The sequence below is a fragment of the Brachyspira pilosicoli P43/6/78 genome (assembly GCF_000325665.1).
Taxonomy (GTDB): Bacteria; Spirochaetota; Brachyspiria; order Brachyspirales; family Brachyspiraceae; genus Brachyspira; species Brachyspira pilosicoli.
The window spans coordinates 1,636,194-1,660,211 of sequence record NC_019908.1 but is presented as its reverse complement, the minus strand read 5'-3'; the positions used below and the strand labels follow the sequence as shown (position 1 = coordinate 1,660,211).

Below are 24,018 nucleotides of genomic sequence, written 5' to 3'. Positions count from 1 at the left end.
CTAATATTGATTAAAAACTAAAATAGCAGTGTATGGGGTTTAGATTATATAAAAAGGCTTTGAACTATAAGTTTAAAGCCTTTTATATTTTGTAATTATTATTATTGTTTTGTCAATGTACCACTATGAGGTGTTCCGTCAGGTTCTGGGGCATCATAAGAACCGGTAGTATCACTAGTAAATTTTAATGTCAATGTTACTGTACCATCTGTATTTGTAAATACTATACTATAAGTTTCATTTCCTCTATCTGTAACATCAGTACTATTGAGATTTAATTCTTTAAGATTTACTGAGCCATCTTCAGCTATTACCATAGTTCCGCCGCCACTACCTGTAGTTGTTTCTTTCAAAATCCAAGTTCCTGCATAATTAGCTAAACCTTTGCTAGTGCTAGAGTCGCTTCCTGTTTTATCTTTGTTGCTGCAGCTTACAGCTAAAACACTCACTAAAAAATAAAACCGAAATTAAACTTAATAATTTTTTATTCATAAAGTATATTATCCTTTTTATTTTATAATTAAAGGCTTCAAACTTAATGTTTAAAGCCTTTTATATTTTTTTAATTGTATATTTATTATTTTTGTTTTGTCAATGTACCAGAACTTATAATATCATCTAATTTTGCTTCATAAGAACCAGTATTATCATCATTGTTAAATTTTAAAGTTAATATTAATGTTGATGATATTCCAGCATTAGGGTCTTCATCTACAAATTTTACTTCATATATTTCGTTTCCTTTATTTGTTACATTTGTACTAATGTATTTATCAAAAGTGACAGAACCATCATTTCCTATAATAATATTTGGATTTTGAGCAGCTTGAGCTGGTTGTTGATTAGGAGTAAGTATCCATGTACCTTCATAATACCATAAACCTTTGTTTCCGCCATTTTGTTTTTTTATAACTCCATTTCCATAAAAATCATAAGTATCATTTATAGTACCTGACTTTTCATCCGTAAATATAATAGTTACTGTTGAATGTTCTCCTCCTACAATATGTTGTACGCTCATAGTATATGTATTCCCATTTTCTGTTATATCTGTGGCTTCTTTTGTAGTGAGTGAGCCATCATCTATAGTTACTTTTCCATCAGTACCTATAATAACTTTATAACTAGCAGTGGCATTAAATTTAGCTGTCCAAGTGCCTGCATATTTTGCTATACCTTCAGGAGTTGGAGTTGTGCCGCCATCGCCGCCTGTACCGCTGCCACCATTTCCGCTATTATTATCACCGCTTCCTGTTTTATTTGCATTGCTGCAGCTTAAAACAAGAATACTGCTCAAAAACAATATACTAACCAACCTTAAAACTCTTTTACTCATATTTTACTCTCCTTTTTTACTTTTATTAAATATAACAAAAATAAAGCACTTTTTCAAATGAATTTTTTATTATAATTACTTATATTTAATACTTATATTATATATTAAAAAATGGATTATTATGAATAAATACAGCAAAAAAATAAGAAAATGAAATATATAATTTTATAAAAAAACTAACCCAACAATCGAAGAAGTATCTAAAGAATTAAATATAAGCTATGATAAAATTAAAAAGCTATATTAATAAATCTAGTAAAAAAAATAAAAAAACTCTAGTAAGAAAAATTAGGAAAGCAAAAGACGAATATTTTTTAGATGCAAAAACAAAAATAGAAAATGCATTAATAAAAAAGTCATTAGGCTATTATAGTAAAGATATTATAAAAGAAAGAAAAATAGATAAAGACGGAAATGAGTCTAAAACAAAAAAAATAGTATATAAATATAATCCTCCAAGTGAAAGAGCAATGATAGTATTTTTTGAGTTACTAAAAAAGCGTAATGATAAAAGGCTAGAATATATAAGAAAAAAGATAGAAGAAAAAGAAAATAATAATAAAATCAATATAAGAGTAGGGTTTGATAATTAATAAAAAACTATTCTGATAAATAACATATGTTTTAAAATATACGAAATAAAATTTATTTTTTAATATTTCAAAAATAATCATTTATTAACGCACGGTAAGTATACTCTATAAATAAAAATAATTTTGATTAATAACTGTTTTTATATTTTTTATATTCACACCGTGCGTGCGGATAAGATTACTTATAATTTTTACACCTTTGAGAAATTTATGAATATTAATATAAACATTTTAAAACCTTTTGAAAAATGGATTAACACTGAAAAACGATTAAAAATAGCATTCGGCGGACGAGGAGGCGGAAAAAGTGAATCTATTGCAAGAATCTTAATAGCTAAAAGTTTTGAAATTAATGGAGTAATATTATGTGCGAGAGAGATTCAAAAATCTATTTCTTATTCCACTTATCCTCTTCTTATAAGCATTATAAAAGAACTTAATTTAAATGAGTTTTTTGTAGTAAAAAGAAATGAGATAATAAACAAAATTACAAACTCTAAGTTTATATTTTTAGGTATTAGAGAATGTTCTATAGAGGAAATTAAATCTATTTACAATGTAAGAATATGTTTTATAGAAGAAGCTCAAACTCTCACACAAAGAAGTTACGAAATATTAGAGCCTTCAATAAGGGCTGATAAAAGTGAAATATGGCTTGCATTTAATCCTCGCTTTGAAACTGATTTTATTTATAGGGTTGTAAGTCAATTTAATTTAGATAATAAGGTTTATAGAGATAAAACAAACAAAGAGTATTATTATAAAGAATATGAAGATGCTAATATATTAATTACTTTTATTAACTATGACGGCAATTATTATTTTAGCGACATATTAAATAAATCAAGATTATCCACATTAAAACTTATGCCAAAGATGTATGAACATATATGGCTTGGAAAAATTAAAAGTAAACATGGAAAAGTTTTTTTGTATTCAAAATTAAAGTTCTATGATGAAAATAAAGAAAAAGATAAAATATATTCTAATGAGCATAAAGCAATAGTTGACCCCGCATTTGGAGAGTATAATTGTTTTACTTCTGTTATAGTCTACACACAAATAGATAATAATATTTATTTGATAGACAGCGGACTTATGCGTAATGATTCAAACACAACAACAGATGAAAGCATCACAAATTTTTTAGTAAGCAGAAACGTAGAAAAAAATATTATGCGAAAGTAATTTTGCTCAAAAGGAATTAGTAAAAAGACTTGAGAAACATTTTGAAGTAACGCCGTTTTTTGTTCATAAAAATAAAATAGAGAGAATAGTAAATGCAAGTTATGTTATATATGAGAGAGTATATTTTCCTATTGGCTGGCAGGAAGTACCTGAAGGCTCTGATACAGATAAATGGCTTCAAACAAATAATGGACGCGGATATATAGCTCTTCGTCAATTACTTAATTTTGATGATTCTGTAAACAATATTAAAGGAGATGTTTTTAGTTATTTGGATTTTCCAGATGCTTTATCAAGTTTAATAAGCTTTGGAATGGAAGATGCAGAAGATGATGAAAAAATTGAAGAAGATAATAGTTTTATGGATTTTATTTTTGGGAATTAATTTTCACTATAAATCAATTTATAAAGAAGCTATATACTTCGTATACGCTTCTAGAAATAATTGATTTTTAATAAAAATATAAGTATTGTTTTATATTAACAAATATCTCCTACATATAAAGTTAAAATATTTGCACTTTTTGGTTCTTTTTGCGGCGGGAAAAAGAACAACATAAAATTAACAAACTTAATAAATTTCAGTATATAAAAAGGAGCATATATGGATAATAATTTAAACTATATAAAAGAAATGAATGAAGAGCTTATTAAAACTCAAGCTTATATAGGCAGTATTAATAATGCTATTGGTGTTGAATTAAAAGAAAGCTCTAATGTTGCTGCTGATTCCATTAGCTTAATTAAAGATAGTATAAACAAAATAGATATAAAAAGTTTCTCTTCTGATATTAATAGTATATTGTCTAGCACATCAACTTTGTATAGCAGTATATCATCAAGTTTCTTTTCGTTTTTTGATTATGACTTGAGTATTTATGATAATGCTATAAATGAGGCTAAACAAAAGCTTGAAGAGTTTAATAATTATCAAAATGAGCTTAGAGAAAGCAATAAAGAAAAAGAAGATGAGTATTACAATAATTTTTTAGCTCGCTTAGATGAAGAATTAGAACTTACTATAGAAAATGATGATTTGATGAGTGCTGAGGCTATAAGAATAAAAAAAGAGGAGATAGCAAAAAAGAAAGAAGAAGAAAATAAATTATTATTATTAGAAAAAGAAAAAAATGAACAAAAAGAATTATTAGAAAGAAACCTAGCAGAAGCAGAGTATAAAAAAGATTATGCCAAATGGGAAAATGAAGTAAAATTGGCGGAGATGGAAAAAAGTAAAGCTATTGCTGATGCTGTATTAATACCTTCGCTTGCAATAGCAAAGTCTGCATTAGGTGTAGCTACTTCTTTTGCTGAAGGCGGATTAGTTGGCTTTGCTGCTGGGTTGGCTGTGTCTGCTACAACTGTTGCTTCTGCTATTTCTGCTGCTTCTGGTATAGTATCTTCTACAAATGCCCTAGATAGTGTAAAATCTAATCCTCCAACTCCTCCAAAATTTGCATTTGGTACTACAGGCTACACCATTCCAGACGGAGGATATGCTATAGTTGGAGAGATGGGGGCTGAACTTGTTAGAAATAATGCTGGTAAAATTACAGTTCAAAGTAATGCACAGTTAAATGACAATTATAATTCAAGAGATTCTATGTATATAGAAAATGTTATTTTTAATGTTTCTCAAGTATTAACAGAAGAAGAAGTTTATAAGTATATGAATGATTATAAATATAGAAACTCACAAATGTATGTAAGATAAGTGATAAAAATTATACCTCTTATCTTACATAAATTATTACAAAATTTAATTACCAAAAATATAATTATTCATTTACATTCCACTGACTAATAGCATCATCATTTGATAAATCTGCAATAGAGTTTTTATTGAATTTAGGTTCTTTATGTTCTTTTAATTGTGATACATAATGTTTTGTAAGTAAGTATACTGGTTTATTAAGTATTACCATTACTATAATGTTTAATAAAGCCATAAATCCCATAAACATATCACCTGCTCCCCAAATAGTTTTGAACTCTGCCAATGAACCAGCAAATACCATTACTATAGTCATAAGTCCTACTATTATATATGATGCAAAATTATCTTTTACAGCAGCAGCACCTGTTTTTATATAGAAGAAATTACCAAGTATAGAGCTATATGAGAAGAACAATATACATACAGTAATAAATATAGAACCAAAACTTCCTAAATGTGATTCCATAGCATATTGAAATAAATTAATACCTTCTATGTTTTTTACTTCTTTCATAGCTTCAGGAGATAATAAAAGTATAAAACCAGAAATAGAACATATTAATAAAGTATCTGTAAATACAGAGAACATTTGTATAAGTCCCTGTTTACAAGGGTGAGAAGTATGAGCAGCAGCAGCAGCATGCGGAGCTCCTCCCATACCAGCCTCATTTGAGAATAATCCTCTTTTTAATCCGTTTGAAATTGTAATACCTATAGCACCTCCAAAAATTGCACTAGGTTTAAATGCTTGTATAAATATATTTTGAAAAACTGAAGGCACTGAAGGTAAATTAGTGAAGAATATAAAAAGCCCCATTAATATATAAGGTATTGCCATAACAGGCACTATAAATACGCATGCATGTGTTATAGTATCTCTCTTTTTGCTGAATAATATTAATGCTGTGAGTATTGTTAAAATAACAGCAGTAATTATTACAGATACATTATATTTTGATAATGCATTTGATATAGTATTTGCCTGAACTCCATTAAAAGTAGTATAAGTAAATATCATACATAAAGCAAATAGCATTGCAAGTACAGGTTTTTTTAATTTACTTTTTATATAGAAAGAAGCTCCTCCTATAAACTTACCCATAGAATCTTTTTCTTTATATAATTGTGCGAGTGTACTTTCAGAAAAAGCTAAACTTCCGCCTAAAAGAGCCATAATCCACATCCAAAATAATGCCCCAGGTCCTCCCGCAGAAACAGCACCCATAACACCAGTAATGTTTCCAGTACCTACTCTTGAAGCAGTACTTATACAAAAGCTTACAAACCCTGAAACTCCGTCTCCTTTTTCATGCTTTGAGAATAGAAGTTTTAGTGCATGTATAGAGTGAGAAATTTGTATTCCTTTTAGTCTAATAGTAAAAAATACAGCCACCACAAAAAATACGGCCAAAAGTAAATATCCATACATAACATTATTTGTGTTTGTTATAATAGAATTAATAATATTCATATGCATAACCTCTTAAAAAATTGAAAATATTAGATTTTGTAAGCAATTATTCATTACTAATAATAGAATTGTTAAAAATATATATTATTTTTATGATTTTGTCAAAAAGTTTTTATATGAGTTTTGAATAGATTTTATTGATGATTTTTTATTGTTCTTTTTCCTGCCTTACGCTCTGCGGACTTCGTCAAAGAACCAAAAAGGCTATGGTTTTAGATAGAATTTAGGTATTATATTATTTATATGTTTTTAAGCATATAAGTAAAAATATTTGCACTTTTTGCAACTTTTTGCGGCGGGAAAAAGTTGAATAAAAAAACTTACATAAAAAATATAGTTGTAATAGTTTTAGTAAAATTAGTATTCCCAACACATTTCATCGCATATTTTTATCATAACATTATAACCTTGTTTAGCAAAATTTATAGCTTTTTGTTTATACTTATCTTTTAATTTATCATCAGCTAAATTATAACCATTGATGAAATCATTATAAGCTTCTTCTATTAATTTATTTTTTTCTTTTTCATCTTCTGTTGTATTTGCTAATAATTGTTTTGGTAATACCATATTAAAATAAGCATCTGAATTACTAGGATTTAATTCTATAGCTTTATCATAATCTTTAATAGCTTCTTTATATTTTTCTAGTTTATGTTTTGAAACACCTCTATTATTATAAGCATTTGAATAATTAGGATTTAATTCTATAACTTTATCATAAATTTTAATAGCTTCTTCATTATAACCTAAGTTTGACTTAGCTGTGCCTATATTATTATAAGCTTCTGAATTATTAGGATTTAATTCTATAGCTTTATTATAATCTTTAATAGCTTCTTCATATAATTCTAAATATGATTTAATATTACCTCTATTATTATAAGCTTCTGAATTATTAGGATTTAATTCTATAGCTTTATCAAAATCTTTAATAGCTTCTTTATATAGTCCTAAATATGATTTAGCATTACCTCTATTATTATAAGTTTCTGAACTATTTGGATTTAATTCTATAGCTTTATCATAATCTTTAATAGCTTCCTCGTTATAATCTAAATCTGATTTAGCGTTACCTCTATTATAATAAGCAATAAAACAATAATTTTTATATTGATAATATTCTTCAGAGTTTTCATCATATCCTTTTAATAATTCATCTGTCATTTCTATAATTTTGTTATAATAATTTATAGATGAATTATAGTCCTTATTATTATCAGATTGATAAGCTAAATTAAATAAATTTGATATCTCTATATTTCTATTATTTTCTTCTATTAATTTTTTAGTTTCTTCTTCTGCTTTATCTTTTATTGATTCTATTAATTGTTTGCTTTCTGTTTGTGCTTGTTTTTTTATATCTAATATCATTTGATTTGATTTTTCTTGAATTGAATTAATAGAGTTATTAAATTCTATTTTTAATTTATCTATTGAATTTAAAGCTTCACTATTTTTTTCATTTATTTCTTTCAAAAATTTATTTGAACTTGTTTCTAATTCAAATATTTTTCTTTGTGTTTCTGTATCAATTTTTAAATGTAAATTTTTAGTATCAAGTTCATAATGTTGTATTTTATCTTTGTAGTTTTCAATATCTTTTTTTAAGATTTCTATATATTCCAAATTTTCCTTACTTTCAGATAAGATATTATTATTGATAAATATACTAGAAAATGTAAATACTATCATTATTACAGACAAAAATGCAAACCAGAAACTTAATAAATCATTTGAGTTTTTCATTATCTCTGCCATTGAGGATTCTAGCATTCTTGTGTTTATATCAAATGTTGATTTGAAACTATTTGCTATTTCATCATTAATTATAAATTCGTTGTTTATTGTAATGCTATTTTCTGATTCATTAGTTATAACAGTTTTATCTATGGTTGTATTGCTTATTATAGTTTGGATATTTAGAGAGTAATTTTCTAATGCTTTATCAAATCTGCTTTCTATTTTTTTAGTATGTGAAGAATATATCAATGCAAATGCCCCAAAAGCGAGCAAAAATAATGCAATCATTATGCAAGTGTTATTTTTATATTTGCTATTATTTTTAGGGTTGTTAGGTTTATCATTTGTGTTGTTGTTTGTATTGTTGTTGTTTGTATTGTTGTTGTTTGTATTGTTATCCATAAATAATCCTCAAGCTATTTGCTATATTATACAGTATTATGAAAATTATTAAACAATATATAAATAGTTTTTGGGTTATATATATGCAATATTTTTTACTTATCGTGTGTTTTGAGAATTAAAAATTTTAAAAAAATAAAAGCCCCTTATAACTTTAAGAGGCTTTTAATTAATTTATGTATTTATTAATTTTCTTTTATTCTTCTATACTCAAATGAAGCTCTTCTAATTGGTCGGCATCAACAGTAGAAGGACAGCTGCTCATCAAACATTGTCCCTTCTGAGTTTTAGGGAATGCTATAACTTCTCTTATGCTGTCTTGTTTTTGTAATAACATTATAACTCTGTCTATACCAAAAGCCATACCGCACATAGGAGGAGCACCATATTTTAAAGCATCAAGTAAGAAACCAAATCTTATTTTAGCTTTCTCTTCATCTATGCCTAAAAGTTTGAATATAGTAGCTTGTACTTTGCTGTCATATATACGCTGACCGCCTCCGCCTATTTCGTTACCGTTTAATACTAAGTCATAAGTATCACTTCTTACTTTTAGAGGCTCGCTTTCAAGTATAGCAACGTCTTCAGGTACAGGAGCAGTAAATGGGTGGTGAGTAGCTGATATTCTCTTTTCTTTGTGGTCATATTCAAATAATGGAAACTCTACTACCCACAAGAAGTTTAATTTGTTTTTATCTATTAAATTTAACTTCTCAGCAACTCTTAATCTTAAATTACCTAAAGCATCAAATGTAACTTTTGGTGTATCAGCAACAAAGAATAGTAAATCGCCTTTCTCTGCTTTTGTAACTTCTAATATTTTCTTTTGATTTTCCTCAGAGAAGAATTTAACAATGTTAGATTCAAGTCCGTTTTCAGTAACTCTCATCCAAGCAAGACCTTTAGCACCAAATATACCAACATATTTAGTAAAGTCATCAATATCTTTTCTGCTTAATTTATCAACTCCGCCTTTAGCATTCAAACATCTTATTATAAATTTGTTATCTAATGCATTTTTGAATACTGCAAAATCACAGCCTCTAACAGCCTCTTCAACATTAATAAGTTTTAATTCAAATCTAGTATCAGGCTTATCGCTTCCATACATTTCCATAGCATCATAATAATTTAATCTAGGGAATGGAGTTTTTAAATCTATATTATAAACATCTTTAACTATATTAGAAACAACTTTCTCCATAATAGATAAAAACTCATCAGTATTAAGGAAAGAAGTTTCAATATCAACTTGAGTAAACTCAGGCTGTCTGTCAGCTCTCAAGTCCTCATCACGGAAACATTTAGCAACTTGATAATATCTCTCAAAACCGCCAATCATAAGTATTTGCTTGAATATTTGAGGAGACTGAGGCAATGCGTAAAAATCTCCAGCATTTAATCTTGAAGGAACAAGGAAGTCTCTAGCACCTTCAGGAGTACTTTTGTTTAATATAGGAGTTTCAACATCTATAAAACCATTGTCAGCTAAATGTTTTCTAAAAGCATTAGTAATTTCAAATCTTTTATATAGGTTGTTGAATACTTTAGTTCTTCTTAAGTCTAAATATCTGTATTTTAATCTTATATCTTCACCAGTATCAATATCATCTTCAAGTAAGAAAGGAGGAGTTTCAGAAGTATTAAGAAGCTCCATTTTTTCAACCATAACTTCTATTTCACCAGTAGGAATTTTAGGGTTAATCATCTCTTCGCTTCTTGCTCTTACTTTACCTTCAACACTTATAACATATTCGCTTCTTAAATCTTGAGCGTTATTATGTGCTTCTTTGCTTATCTCAGGATTGAATACTATTTGTACAAAACCTGTTCTATCTCTTAAATCTACAAATATTACTCCGCCATGGTCTCTTCTTCTTAAGACCCAACCAGCTAATTTAACTTCTTTACCAATATCATTTTTTGTTAAAATTCCATTATAGGCACTTTTAAAACGCATATTAATTCCTCTTTAAAATTATTTACTTGACTATAAAATATAGTTATTTTAATTCTAATAAATACAATTATTATATTATATATAAGTATAAAAATCAATTGTTAAATACGAGTTAATTTTATATTATAATATATATTATAGTGTGTATATATGCTCAATATAGCAAATCTAATATAAAAATTAGCTAATATTGTTATATATTATTTGTTTATAAATAAAAAATAGTATATTAATTAGCGTAAATTTGAAATTAATATAAAAATATCCTATATTATTAATATTGTGTAAAAATAAAAAAATATAAGAGGTTTTTATGAGTTCATTTTTTCAAAGTGATGCTAGTATTTTAGCTATTATCTTTTTAATAACATCGCTTGCATTATTAGGGCAGCAAATAAAATTAGGTAGGATTTTAGGTCCTGCTTTAAGCGTTATATTATTGGGTATATTTTGTACGAATGTAGGCTTAACTCCTGTTGATCATAATGTATATGGAGTATTTTTTACATATTGTGTGCCTTTATCAATTTCTATAATACTTATGGGGGTTGATATTAAGGCTTTACTAAAATTATCAAGAGAGCCTTTTGTGGCTATGCTTGTTTCTGTTCTTAGTGTTTCTTTTTTGGCTTTTCTTTTTGGATTAATATTTGCAAAAGAAATAGAAGATGGTTGGAAAGTTGCTGGAATGTTTGTAGGAAGCTATACAGGAGGAAGCCCAAATTTAACTGCTATAGCTACTGCATTAGGAACCAGCAGAGAAGCAATAGCTGCTGCAAATGCTGCTGATTATGTGGTTGGTACACCTGCTGTTATTTTTTATATGTCTCTTCCTCCTATATTAAAAGCATCAAAACAGTTTAATAAAATTTGGCCTTATTCTTTTACAGAAGAAGAACTTGCAAAAGATGATGGACAGGGGGAGTTTTTAGGAAGCAAAGAATGGAGCATTAAAGAGATTTCTTCATTAATAGCAATAGCAATGATAATAGTTGCTGCTTCAACTTTTGTAAGTCAATATTTTCCTGATAGTGTTAAAGGTTCTGCTAGATTAATTTTAATAAGTACAGTTTCTTTAATATTATCAAGATTTCCTTTTATAAGAAAGCTTAGAGGCAATAATGATTTAGGTCTTTTCTTTTCACTTCTTTTTTTGACAGTGTTGGGTCTTACAATTAATTTAAAAGGTTTTTTAAGTTCAACATTTTATATAACAATATTCTGTGCTTTAATTATAATATTTTCTATGATTTTTCAATGGGTTGTTTCAAGGATATTAAAGATAAAATATCAATATGTTTTATTAGCTACAGTTGCTGCTGTTTGGGACGGACCTACTTCTGCTTTAGTTGCTGGAGGAGCAAAGTGGAAATCTTTGATGTCTATTGCAATTATAATGGGAATTATGGGAGGTGTTTGCGGTAACTATTTGGGAATAACTGTTGCTTTTTTAATTAAAAATACATTGGGGCTATAAATAAATATTATTATTAATTATTTTTTGACAATTTATTATATATTAAATATAATAATAGTTATGGTTAATAATGAAATAGAAATAAAAGCATATATTAGAGATTTTGAAAATACTTTAAGTTTTCTTTATAAGAATGCAAGATTTAAAAAGAAGTATTTTAAAAAAGATATATATTATGCTAAAAAAGATGATATTTTAAATGATGATATAAAATTAAAAAACTGCATTAGGCTTAGGGTAGAACATGGAGGCTATACATTTTGCTCTAAAGACAGAAAATTAATAGACGGCGTAGAAGTTAATGATGAGATAGAATTAAAAGTAAGTAAGAAAAACGCTAGATTTATAATTAATTTTTTATCATCTCTTCAAGGCTACAGAGAGTATGTGAGAAAAGAGAAGAAAGGTTATGCTTTTACATATAAAAACTCTTTAGTGGAAGTATCGAAAATAAAAGGTTTAGGTGATTTTGTAGAGATAGAGTTTTTAAATAGTGAAGAGAGTGTAGAAAATCAGGTTTGTCAGTTAAAAGCGATATTAAAAGAAATAGGCATAGACGAAAAAGATATAGAAACAAGAGCGTATATTGATATGCTTAAAAAAGCTAAAGAATTATAGATTATTTCCGAGAATGAATCATAATTTTTTAAGTTTATAAGTTAGGCTTTGTTTTTGTGTTAAAAAGATTTAATATACGCTTGACTTTTTTTAAGGTATATGCTAATATATTTAAGTCTTAAAACATGAGGGCGATTAGCTCAGCTGGGAGAGCGGGTGCCTTACAAGCACTAGGTCGGCGGTTCGAACCCGTCATCGCCCAAAGTCTTCTAAATGTTTAAATTATTTTTTAGTATATGGCAGGTTTTGAATATCTTTTAATTATAGTAGCTATTCTTTTTCTATTAATCTTACTTACTTTTCTTATTAAAAAAATTACTAAACATATTTCTATATTATTTGCTGTTATTATTATAATGGTGCTTTCTGTTGCTTCTATTGTAGGAGTATATTTTAATTATACAACTAATATCTCTGCAAATATGGAAAGCTTCTCAATGGAAAAACAAAGAGCAGAAGAGAAAAAGAGACTTATTAACAGTGTAAGCATGAAAGACGGAGTATTAGAGATTTTGTCTTTGCATTTAGCTTATTCTAATAGAATATCAAAGCCTATAATAAGAAATGGTGAGATAGGATTTTATTTAGATGATATTTGGTTTAACTGGGCTGACGGCAAGCTTTTAACAGATGAAGATATATCTAATGCTGATAATTATATAAGTTTTGGTTTTTATTCATATCCTGTTAATGGTCTTCCTGTTATACAAAAGGCCACACCTGAAAGAACTCTAGAGCTTCAAGAATATTATAAAAGAAGAATTAATAACAAAAAAATTATTAATAATACATTTTTAAATACACTTTATGATGGTTCTTCGCCTAAGACTATGATGAGGCATATAAAAACTGTAAGCATATTAGGATATAGAACTAGCATACATGATTATATAGTAGAGCCTCTTTCCAATGCGAGTGTAGAAGTTAAATCTATGGCTCAAACTAATGTTCAAGTAAAAAATTATTTAGCATCATTAAAAACAGTTAGCGGATATGTATGGAAAATAATATCAAAAAGTGCAAGCAGAAGCTATCATAGTTATGGAGTTGCTGTTGATACTCTTCCTAAGAGAAGTAACGGCAAGCAAATATACTGGGCTTGGACTAGGGTAAACAATAAAGAGTGGTATGCTGTTCCTTTTAATGATAGATGGAATCCGCCTAAAGAGGTTATAAAAATTTTTGAGAAGTACGGATTTATTTGGGGCGGTAAATGGCATAACTATGACACTGTGCATTTCGAGTATAGACCAGAACTTATAATATACAACAGAATAAAAGAAGATGAAGAAGAGCTTTACAGACTCATAAAAGAATACGGTTTATATTAATTAATAGCATTAAAAAGTATATTTCTTAAATTATCTTTATTGTATTTTTATAAAAACTAAATATTCTCAAATTTATAAAAAATTAGTTTTTTTATTATTTGTAATGACTATTGTTTGCTAATAGATATAATGAAAGTATAAAGCTTTAGTATTTGCACTTTCGCGAAGCGTACCCGAAGGGTGAAAACTTTGACGAAGTCCAGCTAAGGCGGGAAAAAGAACAATAAAAAAGTTGAATAAAAAACTTATTATATATATTGAAAACTTTTAATTTTATAAAAGATATTTTTTTAGTTTTTTATTTGAGGGGACTAGCCCCCGCACCCCCACTTCTTTTGCCGACGCTCTGCGTGCCTGCGGCAAGGTACCTACTCGGTATTGGTATAAAAGAACTGCATTTTTATTATAAATTTTATAATTTAATTGTACATTAAAAGGCACTCCCCCGCACGACTAAGAAGTTATAATTAAAGCATAACATTACCGTGCGGCAAGGTGGTACAGCTCGTACGCGGGAAAAAGTTGAATAAAACAAAAACTATAATATATTCATAAAAATTGACAAACTCAGTAATTTTTAGTATTATATAAAATAATATCAATATAAAAAATAAATATGATAAAATTAGATAATAATAACGAAAATAACACTCTAAATAGATGGCGTCTTATACTCGGAGATTTCGCAGATAATAATATTGAATTGCAAAATGGATTATCTGAACTTAATGAAACTCTAAATTTTTTGTATGACAGAGAATATTCACAAGAAGATGGTTATTATAATGATGATAATAGTACAACAACAAAGGGCGGTAAAAATAAAAGCAATTTAACTGTGCCGATATGGGTTTCTAAGATAAGAAAACTCTTTCCAAAAGAAACAGTTCAGATTATGCAGACTCATGCGCTAAATAAATATAATCTAACTGAGATGATTACAGATGAGAATATTTTAAAGGAAATGGAGCCTAATATGGAACTTCTTAAAAATATTCTAACATTCAGAGATATGATGGATTCTAATGTAAAAAAACTTGCATATGGAATAGTAAGAGATATTGTAGAAAAACTAAAAAGAAAAATGGAACAAGATATTAAAAAAGTTTTTTATGGTAAGAAGCTTCCTCATTCTTATACAATGCAAAAAAAAATGTTTAAAAATCTTGATGTAAAAAAAACAATCAGACATAATTTAAAAAACTATAATATTCAAGATAACACAATATTTGTAGATAAACTTTATTTTAATAACAATATAAAAAACTACAATCCTTGGCATATTATAATACTTGTAGATGAAAGCGGATCTATGCTTGATAGCGTTATATATTCTTCTATAATGGCGTCAATATTTGCTAATTTGCCTTATTTATCTGTGAAGCTTATTATATTTGACACTTCAATAGTTGATCTTACTGATTATGTTAAAGACCCGGTGGATACTCTTTTAAAGGTTCAATTAGGAGGCGGAACTGATATTGTTAATGCTTTGGAATATGCTAAAAAAATTACAACTATTCCAGATAAGACTATATATTTGCTTATAAGCGATTTGGAAGACAGCAATGATTATAAATGTATGCATAATAGTGTAAAGGGCATTATTGAGGCAAGGAGTAAGATTTTTATATTAACGGCACTAGATTATGAATGTAATGAATCGTATGATAAAAATGCTGCTCAAAAACTCTCTAAACTTGGTGCTAAAGTAGCTGCCATAACACCAAATAAATTAGCTCAGTATGTAAATGATGTTATATCATAATTAATTTAAGGAGCATAAAATGAAAATATCTCATATTGCTATTTGGACTAAAGATATTGAAAAGATGAAAGAGTTTTACATAAAATATTTTAATTGCAAATGCGGCGATAAATATGTTAATACAAAAAAATGTTTTGAATCTTATTTTCTTGAGTTTGAAGATAATAGCTCTAGATTAGAGATTATGAAAAGAAATGATATTAATGATTTGGATAAAAATAAAGAATATTATGGATTTGCTCATATTGCTATATCGGTTGGAAGCAAGGAGAGAGTTGATAGCTTAACTAATTTGTTTGAAAAAGACGGTATTAAAATATTATCATATCCTAGAGTAACAGGCGACGGCTATTATGAGAGTGTTATACTTGATATAGAAAATAATAGAGTAGAGATAACAGTTTAAAATTAATCTTATAAATAATCTTATAAATAAAAAAGAGAATCTATTAAATATAGACTCTCTTTTATCTATTTTTTATTTTAAACCTTCATTTATTTAAATATTTGAGTGATGTCGTTTATTGTTATAAATATAGCAAGCGTTATTAAAAATGCTGCACCAAAAGCTTGTATTTTTGTAAGTACGCTTCTATTGATTGGTCTTCTCATTACAAGCTCTATAAAAGAAAATACTATCATACCTCCGTCTACAACAGGAAGAGGCAAAAGATTCATTAAAAATAATATTAAACTTATAGTAGCAGTAAAAGACAATATAGTTCTAATTCTGTCAACACTAACAGATATTACCTGAGAAGAAAGCTGTATTATTCTTACAGGTCCTCCCAAATTTTCTCTTACTGATAGCTTTCCTGTAAATAAAAGTTTTAATCCATTTACATAAGAAACAATATATTTACCAGTCTCTTTAAAAGCCTCTGGTATAGATTTTGGAAAAGGTGTACCCTCTATTTTTTCAACCTTTATAGGTGTGCTCATAAACTCTATGCCTAAGCTTCCATAAGTACCGTTTTTTGATTCTACAGGTCTTGGTATAGCTTCTCTTGTTATCTCTTTGCCGTCTCTTAAAACAGTGATTGTAATTTTATTTAAAGCATTATCCATTATAAGAGGTCTGAAATCTGCTATATTATCAGCATTTATATTGTTTACAGCTAATATCTTATCTCCATTTTGAAGACCAGCTTCCTCAGCAGCAGAACCTTTAACTACATTTTTTATAATTAAATCACCGCCGAAATAAAAGCCTAATGCTCTCTCACCGCTTAATGCTTTTAATATTTCTACAGAAGGTATAGATACATTTACTTTTTCTATATTTCCGCTTTCTGCAGATTTTCTGTTTAATGTGAATTTGATGTTGTCTGCATTTTTTTGTACTGCTTCTTCATTTATAAGTTTTAATACATCATTATCATAATTAACTTTAGTTCCATTTACAGCAGTAATAGTGTCTCCGCTTTTCATGCCATATTCATAAGCTAATGTGCTTCCAGATTTGGCATGCATATATCTAGCATCTTTAAATACGCTTATAGTTGGTGAATATAAATCCACTGTAGAAGGTATTGATACTAATATAACAAGAAGCAAAAAAGCAAATAAATAATTAAAAAATGGTCCTGCAAAATATACTATGATTCTTTTTAAAGGCGACATGCTTATAAAATCATCATCTTCCACTTTTCCGTCTTCTGACATCTCTCCCTTAAACTTACAGTATCCTCCAAATGGTATGATAGAGAATCTAAAATCTATTCCTTTTATAGTTTTTCTAAATATTATAGGTCCGAATCCTATTGAAAAAGCTTCAGCCTTTATGCCTACAGCCAAACCAGCAAGTAAATGCCCCATTTCATGGACAAATACAAGTACACTTAATAATATAATAGCACCTATCCAACTCAATTTTTAGCCTCCTTATATTAAATACTATATTTATTAAGAATTATTACTAATAAGTATATAATACACAATAAAATATTTCAATACTAATGTTTTAATATTTTTTAAATTTGAAAAATGATATATTATTTTTAATATATTTCAATAGGAATTATGTAAATTTATTTTTTATATAAATTAATAGACTTGTTTCAAAACTAAATTAATAAATATTTATTTTGTTTTTATTTTAATTATTTGTGGGGACTAGCCCCCACACCCCCACTTCTTTTGTTGCCACAAAGAAGCAAAAAGGCTACATTTTTTAGCTCAGATTTAGGTATTACGTTATATTTAATACATATTCCAAATATACAAAGTTAAAACACTTGCACTTTTTGCAACTTTTTGCGGCTGGAAAAAGTTGAATAAAAAAATCATATAACAAAATGTAGTTATTTCAGAATATATTGAAAATTTTTAGCTTTTTTTATTTTTATTATTTTGTGGTGGCTTTGCCCCCTGCGAAGCGTGCCCTTAGGGTACACGACCCCAGTTCTTTTACGACCAAAGGGGGAGTCCTTCCGGACGACCGAAGGAAGTGCCTGCGACTGAAAGGAGTACCCTTTAGGTATGGTATTGGTATAAAAGAACCTCATATCCTTCGGATACGCTTCGCGAAGAACTGCATTTTTATATACTAAAATAATTAATGATACAACATGTAAAATATTGTTTTGTAAGTAAAATTATTTTTATTTTTTTCAACTAATTTTCTCAAGTACTTTTGAAACAAGTATAAAGTATTTTAAAACTATAGATAAACACTTCCCTGACGAAGCACTTTATTATTAATACAATCATATAAGGTAGAAGGTAATTTTTTTTCAATAGTGCCGCAATTAACAATAAGATCAACTTTGTCTTTATATAGCTCTACTAGTTTATTTCCGTCATATATTACTCCATAACCTGTAGGATTAGCAGAAGGAGCAACTAGCGGAGGAGTTAATTTTAATAGTTTTTCCATATAATCATCTTTAGGTATTCTAAGAGCAACTGTATTTTTAAGATATAGAAAATCTTTTTTTATAATTTCTTTTAGAGGCATGATAAAAGTAAGTTCGCCTGGTATTTTTGCTTTTACTATATCAGGAATATTTCCTTCGCATAATATATTAATAAACTTAGAATCTTTTAAGAGTATAAGAAGCGGTTTTTCTCTTTCTCTCTCTTTTATTGAATATATTCTATTAATAGCATCAACATTAAAAGCATCAGCCAACATTCCATAAACAGTATCAGTTGGAGATATTACAACCCCTCCATTATTTATAACTTTAGCAACCTCTTCTACAGCATATTCTATACTATCAGAATTATTTTTATCAAGCTCAATTACCATATAACTATCCTCATAATTTATTTTTTTAAATTATCTTCTAATAACAGTAGGGTGAATATACACTTTAGCAAAGCCTCTTCTTTTAGCATTGTGTAAAGCAAGAAGTGAAGGGGCAATTTCTTTGTCAAGATTATCAAAATGATAGTTAGCCTTGTATGCAGTATATGCTATTCCAGCAGATACAGTATATTTTATAACTATTTCATTATACATTATTTCATTTTTATTAACTAATTCTTTTATTTGTTCTATTTTATCTTCATAGAGTCTTATATCCATTCTCTTGAATGCCACCATAAATAAATTAGTATCATATCTAGTGATAATATCTTCTTCTCTTGCGGCATTAGTTAATACTTTAGAAAATTGTAATATTATTTCTTCTCCAGCCATTATTCCAAATTCTTCTATAATATCATCTATACCGTCTATTGAAAAAGAAGCTAATATAATAGTTTCCTCATGTCTTACTGTTTCTGCTAATAATCTTTTAAATTGAATTAAAAACTCTTTTTTATTATAAAAACCTGTTTCCAAATCAATATTTAATATCTCTTCATATTTCTTTTGCGAATCTTTATAAGACTGATAATTTTTATTTGAAGTTTCAGTCATATTATTTAGAGCATTTTGCAAATAATCAATTTGTTTTAGAGTTTTTTGATGTTCTATATACATTTTCTTTTGCTTCATGGCATTATGAACATTAACTATAAACTCCATTTCATCAAAAGGAGTAAATACAAGCCCGTCAATGTCTAATGATATAGCCTCTTCTATAAACTCTATTTTTTTATATGGCGTACTTAATAATATTACAGGTATTCCTTTAGTATTTTCTTGATTTTTAAAAGTGTCCAAAAGCTGAAGCCCTTGAGAATCGCCTATATCTGCATCAATAATTATTAAGTCAATAGATGTTTCATTAGATATATTAATAGCTTGAGAACGTGATTTTGTTGATATTGGGTTATAATGTCTTTCTTTTAATATATCAACTATTTTTTCTAATAGTTCTGCTCTATGTTCTATGACTAAAATGTTTTCATTCATAAATAATACTTTACTAATTTGATATGTATATGTTTTAATATCGTAAATAAAACAAAATATATTAAATAAAAATATTCAAATTGCATGCTTAAAATGTAATATGTAATTTTAGAAAAAATAATATGAATATTAGAGTTTATAAATAATTATCCGATAATATAATAAAATTTAAATAATAATAAGTAGATAAAATTAATTGTATAATGAGAATTTTTATATTATTGTTTTTGTTATTTTTTATAGGCTGCCAAAGTGCCGTTATTATATCAAAAGATTCTAATGAAGTAAATAATAAAGAAAATATTACCAACGAAATAACAACTAATACTAATAGTGTTTATTATGTTCAAAATACTAAAAGAGGAAAACTCTTAATATTGAAAGACCCTATATTATTTGATTCTAATAGCAGTGTTGTAAATACAAATAAATATGCAGAAACTTTGGATTATCTATCTTTAGTATTAAAATCTACAAATATTCTTAATATATATATAGAAGGTCATATTGATTCTAGTGAAGTTAGATATATGAATAAGAATACTGTATACAATTTAAGTACTACAAATAATATATTATATTTATATGATAGAAATAATGAAGTTGATTTATCATATTTACGTTCATTAGCTGTAGGAGATTTATTAACAGATAATGATAATAAACTAAAAGCAATAGGGCTTCAAAATTTAATAGACTATGGTACACCTGAACAAAATAGAAGAGTTGAATTTGTAATAATAGAAAACTCTAATGATATGTATATGTATACCAACTATATATATAATTTATATTAAACTTTTTTGTAATGAGCTTTAAAGTTCTCATCAAAGTAATAAATCATATTTTCATTTTCATCATGTGAGTCATACCATACTTGAGCGAAGTAAGGATTTTTCTTAGCTAGTATATCAAAGTTCCAAGTGTAATCTGGCATACATTCTTCGCACCAATGTCCTGCTTTTATAACAGTAAATGGAGAAGCTTCAAATTCATGACCTTCAGCACAAGACCATTTTAATTTTGTATATAAATCACCTTTAGTCATGCTAGTGCTTAAAAGTTTACCGCCTCTAAACTCTGCTGCTTTTTTAAGGTCTTCCAAATCTATTTCACTATCTTTTTTAGTTTCATCATAACCATGACTAAGAAGCTTAGCGTTTTTTATATCAAGTAAAGCCCTATAATCTATGTAATTTCCTTCAGAGTCTTTATTTTCAAAAAGCAAATTAAAATCTTCCCATTTTTTAGGTAAATTATCAAAGTTTTCTAAACTTCCAAAATAAGCAATTATTTTTCCGTCTTCATTATTTTTACGCCAATATGTTGGTGAATTAGGGTGAGGCAAAAGTCTCTGTATGGCAAAAAATGATATTAAAGAAGGCGGTACTATTTTACCAAATGCATAATACCAATGAGTACGACCTATTTCATTCCAATAATCAGTAACAGACTCTTTTTGATATGAGAATAATTCTTTCTAATTTGTATCCGTCATAATACCAAAGACCATGGAAATTTCTTGTAGCATTCCAATTAGGCTTCATGTATTTTTTTGTAGAGCCTCCAATAAGTTTAAATCCGTCATTAAATGTATCATAACCAATAAGTCTGTTTTCTGCCTTGCTTCCCAAATTGAAACAGCCTTTCCAAAAATAGTCATCTAAATTGCCTTTTATATCTTCTTCAACAATTCTTTTCATTAAAAGTCCGCTGTCTCTTGCAGTAGCCCATTCAAGCGGTGCATTATAACAAGTATGAAACATTAATCCATCGCTCATATTGTCAGTAAGCATTCTGTTATGAAGCATTGCAGTTTGTCTTATTATAGCTCTGTTTTCTAATGATGAATCAAGAACATATCTTTCACCTTTTAGTTTAGAGAAAGAATAAGCATCATAAGGACTTATAAGTAATGGGTCTCCAACTCTTCCCCAAGGGTGTTTTTCGTTTCTGTTTCCATAAAGAGCAACTGTTGATATATGAACAAGTTTAGGACGTTTGTCTTTAGGCATTTCTTCTAATATATCAACAATGTTTTTAACTCCTACAAAGTTAGTTAAATGTGCTAGTTTTGGGTATTTATCAGAATTTGGCGGAATAACTGCGGCAAGATTAAGCACATAATGGCTGTCTTTTATTAAGTTTTTGCAGTCTTCTTTATCATATAAATAGCCTGTAACTATTTCTACTCTTTTACCATACTCTTTTTTAAATTTTTCGCCTGCTTTTTTGCTTTCTTTTCTTACAAGTACCTTTACAAGTTCAATATCTTCTATCTCCATTAATTGTCTTAATGTTTCAAGCCCCATATTTCCTGTAGCACCGGTTAAGCTAACTGTATATTTCATTAATTCTCCTATAATATGTCATTTGTAATATTATTGTTGTTTAAGTCAATATCATTATTTGTGTCGCCATTTGTATAAGAATATATAGGAGGTTCTTCTTTTTGTAAATAGTCAAATTTAGTAAATGCATAAGATAATTGAAGTCCTACACCATTAACCCATATAGATTCTTGTTTACTTGTTACAGCTAAATCTAAAAATAAATCAAGGAATAGTCTGTCTTTCCAAGAAAAACCAAGACCAGCATACATTCCTAATTTTGATACAAAATCTGTTTCAAGTGTTTTTATTACTTCTTTTTGGGCTGTTTCTCTGTATAAAGAATATATATTCATATCTATTCCATATTTTATTCCAGCTCTAATTTCAAACCATTCTAAAGGTTTTATTGTAGTACCAACTGGTATTTCTAAATATGGAATAATACTTATTGCATTATGAAGTATATCGCCTGTTGCTATTAAATTACCTTCATCTATTGTATTATTAACATCATTATAAGTATTAGACATTACATAAGTTGTACCTAAATTAGTTATATCTAGTCTTAAACCTAATCTAGGCTCTGTTGTTAATTTTATTACTCTGTCTATAATATTCCATTCTAAAGTAGGAGCAACACTAATATCAAAACTCATATTAAGATTATAAGTTTGATTGCTTTTAGCTAAGCTTCCATTTATTACTTTATCTATTTCATTTGGTGATATATTAGTTGAGTTTAAAATAAATCTATTTTGATTATCTTTGTAAAGGTCAAACTCCAATCCTAAATTGAAAGTTAGTTTTTGTAAAGGTCCTGCTACTAAAGGCATCATAAACTCTGGATAAAATAATAATCTCACAGAAGTATCAAAAGAATTTGTTGCGGTGTTTATATATTGATGGCTTAATGTATCTTTAGTGCTATTGTTTGTTGTATATCTTTGTGAATAGTTATTTACTGCTACTGCTATTGGTAAATTTAATCTCATATCATTATCAAAATTAATTGCAACAGCTATTTCATTATACCATTGAGAGTTTGTAATATTATTTGTAAGATTAGCATAATTGTTTACATTAGTTTGATGATAATAAGTATATCCTTGATTAAAATAATATCCTCCGGATTTTGCTAATAAGTAATGTATAGATATCATATCATTAATTTTAAATACTGGTCTAATAGCAAAAGAAGTATCTAAGTTTTTTTCTTCTCCAAGTATTACTCTATTTATTACAGGTATATATTCCCTATTATAGTTCATGCTTTGAGAGTCTATAGAGAAAGCTCCTCCAATACCAAAATACATTTCATTATCTTTTATTGGTATTCCAAAGTATAATTGTGCTGCATTTTGCATACCGTTTTTAAAACTAGGTGCATACATTCCTGAAAATAATGTTCTGTCTAAATCAAATATATCCTTTGCCATTAACTTATCTGAATATGAAGACATTTGAGAAGCTGTTGATCTTTTTACTGCTGAGTTGTCTAGATTAAATATTATGTCTTTAGTTGTGTATAGATTTTGAGAGAACAGATTTGAAAAAGAAAATACAATTATGAAAATTATAAATATTTTTGCATTATTCATTTATCTTTCCTAACTAATTTTGTTGTATAAATATTAAAATTTCATTTTCATTATATCAAAATTTATTATAAATGTAAATTAATAAAAAAAATAAATTTTAATAATATTATATTCGTAATTTCATATTATAATATTTATAATTTCTATTGAAATACTTTTATTTTAGTATAGAATGTA

General features: G+C 27.4%; 17 protein-coding genes, 1 tRNA gene and 2 pseudogenes. 10 read left to right on the top strand and 10 right to left on the bottom strand.

What is annotated here, in order from left to right:
* Positions 1-101: 101 nt before the first annotated feature.
* Together BPP43_RS07345 and BPP43_RS07340 are read right to left on the bottom strand one after the other, a co-directional pair.
* The gene (locus tag BPP43_RS07345) at positions 102-449 is read right to left on the bottom strand and encodes a hypothetical protein (RefSeq protein ID WP_015274595.1); all 348 of its coding nucleotides are present in this window, start codon (positions 447-449) and stop codon (positions 102-104) included.
* Positions 450-577: 128 nt separating this feature from the next.
* A complete protein-coding gene (locus BPP43_RS07340) occupies positions 578-1,336 on the bottom strand; it encodes a hypothetical protein (protein ID WP_015274594.1) in 759 nt (252 codons plus the stop codon).
* Positions 1,337-1,557: 221 nt separating this feature from the next.
* On the opposite strand from BPP43_RS07340, the gene BPP43_RS07335 reads away from it, so the two are divergent.
* The 3 genes and pseudogenes from BPP43_RS07335 (at position 1,558) to BPP43_RS07325 (ending at position 4,831) form a co-directional block, all read left to right on the top strand.
* A complete protein-coding gene (locus tag BPP43_RS07335) occupies positions 1,558-1,929 on the top strand; it encodes a hypothetical protein (RefSeq protein ID WP_015274593.1) in 372 nt (123 codons plus the stop codon).
* Positions 1,930-2,139: 210 nt separating this feature from the next.
* Positions 2,140-3,502 (top strand): annotated as a pseudogene (locus tag BPP43_RS07330) (phage terminase large subunit).
* Between the two features lie 219 nt (positions 3,503-3,721).
* Positions 3,722-4,831 carry a hypothetical protein gene (locus BPP43_RS07325; protein ID WP_015274590.1) on the top strand — a complete coding sequence of 370 codons (1,110 nt, stop codon included), beginning with the start codon at positions 3,722-3,724 and terminating at the stop codon, positions 4,829-4,831.
* Between the two features lie 64 nt (positions 4,832-4,895).
* Here the strand turns inward: BPP43_RS07325 and BPP43_RS07320 are convergent, their stop codons facing one another.
* The 3 genes from BPP43_RS07320 to aspS all read right to left on the bottom strand — a co-directional run bounded on the left by BPP43_RS07320 (position 4,896) and on the right by aspS (position 10,410).
* Positions 4,896-6,305 carry an alanine/glycine:cation symporter family protein gene (locus BPP43_RS07320; RefSeq protein ID WP_015274589.1) on the bottom strand — a complete coding sequence of 470 codons (1,410 nt, stop codon included), beginning with the start codon at positions 6,303-6,305 and terminating at the stop codon, positions 4,896-4,898.
* Between the two features lie 357 nt (positions 6,306-6,662).
* Positions 6,663-8,450 carry a tetratricopeptide repeat protein gene (locus BPP43_RS07315; protein ID WP_015274588.1) on the bottom strand — a complete coding sequence of 596 codons (1,788 nt, stop codon included), beginning with the start codon at positions 8,448-8,450 and terminating at the stop codon, positions 6,663-6,665.
* Between the two features lie 196 nt (positions 8,451-8,646).
* Positions 8,647-10,410, bottom strand: a complete 1,764-nt coding sequence (gene aspS, locus BPP43_RS07310; RefSeq protein ID WP_015274587.1) for an aspartate--tRNA ligase — start codon at positions 10,408-10,410, stop codon at positions 8,647-8,649.
* Between the two features lie 313 nt (positions 10,411-10,723).
* Here aspS and BPP43_RS07305 point away from each other — a divergent pair, with 313 nt between their 5' ends.
* The 6 genes from BPP43_RS07305 to BPP43_RS07280 all read left to right on the top strand — a co-directional run bounded on the left by BPP43_RS07305 (position 10,724) and on the right by BPP43_RS07280 (position 16,010).
* Entirely contained in the window at positions 10,724-11,887 is a 1,164-nt protein-coding gene (locus tag BPP43_RS07305; protein WP_015274586.1) for a DUF819 family protein, read from the top strand.
* Between the two features lie 60 nt (positions 11,888-11,947).
* On the top strand, positions 11,948-12,505 hold the full coding sequence (gene cyaB, locus BPP43_RS07300) for a class IV adenylate cyclase (RefSeq protein WP_041752878.1): 558 nt from the start codon (positions 11,948-11,950) through the stop codon (positions 12,503-12,505).
* A 129-nt stretch (positions 12,506-12,634) separates the two neighbouring features.
* Positions 12,635-12,707 (top strand) — tRNA-Val (locus tag BPP43_RS07295).
* 34 nt (positions 12,708-12,741) lie between these two features.
* Entirely contained in the window at positions 12,742-13,836 is a 1,095-nt protein-coding gene (locus tag BPP43_RS07290) for a M15 family metallopeptidase (protein WP_013244384.1), read from the top strand.
* A 616-nt stretch (positions 13,837-14,452) separates the two neighbouring features.
* Entirely contained in the window at positions 14,453-15,604 is a 1,152-nt protein-coding gene (locus BPP43_RS07285) for a VWA domain-containing protein (protein WP_013244385.1), read from the top strand.
* 19 nt (positions 15,605-15,623) lie between these two features.
* The gene (locus BPP43_RS07280) at positions 15,624-16,010 is read left to right on the top strand and encodes a VOC family protein (RefSeq protein ID WP_013244386.1); all 387 of its coding nucleotides are present in this window, start codon (positions 15,624-15,626) and stop codon (positions 16,008-16,010) included.
* Positions 16,011-16,099: 89 nt separating this feature from the next.
* Here BPP43_RS07280 and rseP read toward each other — a convergent pair whose 3' ends face one another.
* The 3 genes from rseP to BPP43_RS07265 form a co-directional block, all read right to left on the bottom strand.
* On the bottom strand, positions 16,100-17,476 hold the full coding sequence (gene rseP, locus BPP43_RS07275) for an RIP metalloprotease RseP (protein ID WP_013244387.1): 1,377 nt from the start codon (positions 17,474-17,476) through the stop codon (positions 16,100-16,102).
* A gap of 790 nt (positions 17,477-18,266) precedes the next feature.
* On the bottom strand, positions 18,267-18,857 hold the full coding sequence (locus BPP43_RS07270) for an L-threonylcarbamoyladenylate synthase (protein WP_013244436.1): 591 nt from the start codon (positions 18,855-18,857) through the stop codon (positions 18,267-18,269).
* A 30-nt stretch (positions 18,858-18,887) separates the two neighbouring features.
* Entirely contained in the window at positions 18,888-19,910 is a 1,023-nt protein-coding gene (locus BPP43_RS07265; protein ID WP_013244437.1) for a diguanylate cyclase, read from the bottom strand.
* 221 nt (positions 19,911-20,131) lie between these two features.
* Between BPP43_RS07265 and BPP43_RS07260 the strand changes: the two genes are divergently transcribed.
* The gene (locus tag BPP43_RS07260) at positions 20,132-20,707 is read left to right on the top strand and encodes an OmpA family protein (RefSeq protein ID WP_232478458.1); all 576 of its coding nucleotides are present in this window, start codon (positions 20,132-20,134) and stop codon (positions 20,705-20,707) included.
* Here the strand turns inward: BPP43_RS07260 and BPP43_RS12680 are convergent.
* Positions 20,704-22,261: pseudogene (locus BPP43_RS12680) on the bottom strand (NAD-dependent epimerase/dehydratase family protein). The gene BPP43_RS07260 and the pseudogene BPP43_RS12680 sit on opposite strands and share 4 nt — an antisense overlap.
* 8 nt (positions 22,262-22,269) lie before the next feature.
* Positions 22,270-23,841 carry a hypothetical protein gene (locus BPP43_RS07250; RefSeq protein WP_015274584.1) on the bottom strand — a complete coding sequence of 524 codons (1,572 nt, stop codon included), beginning with the start codon at positions 23,839-23,841 and terminating at the stop codon, positions 22,270-22,272.
* Positions 23,842-24,018 lie beyond the last annotated feature (177 nt).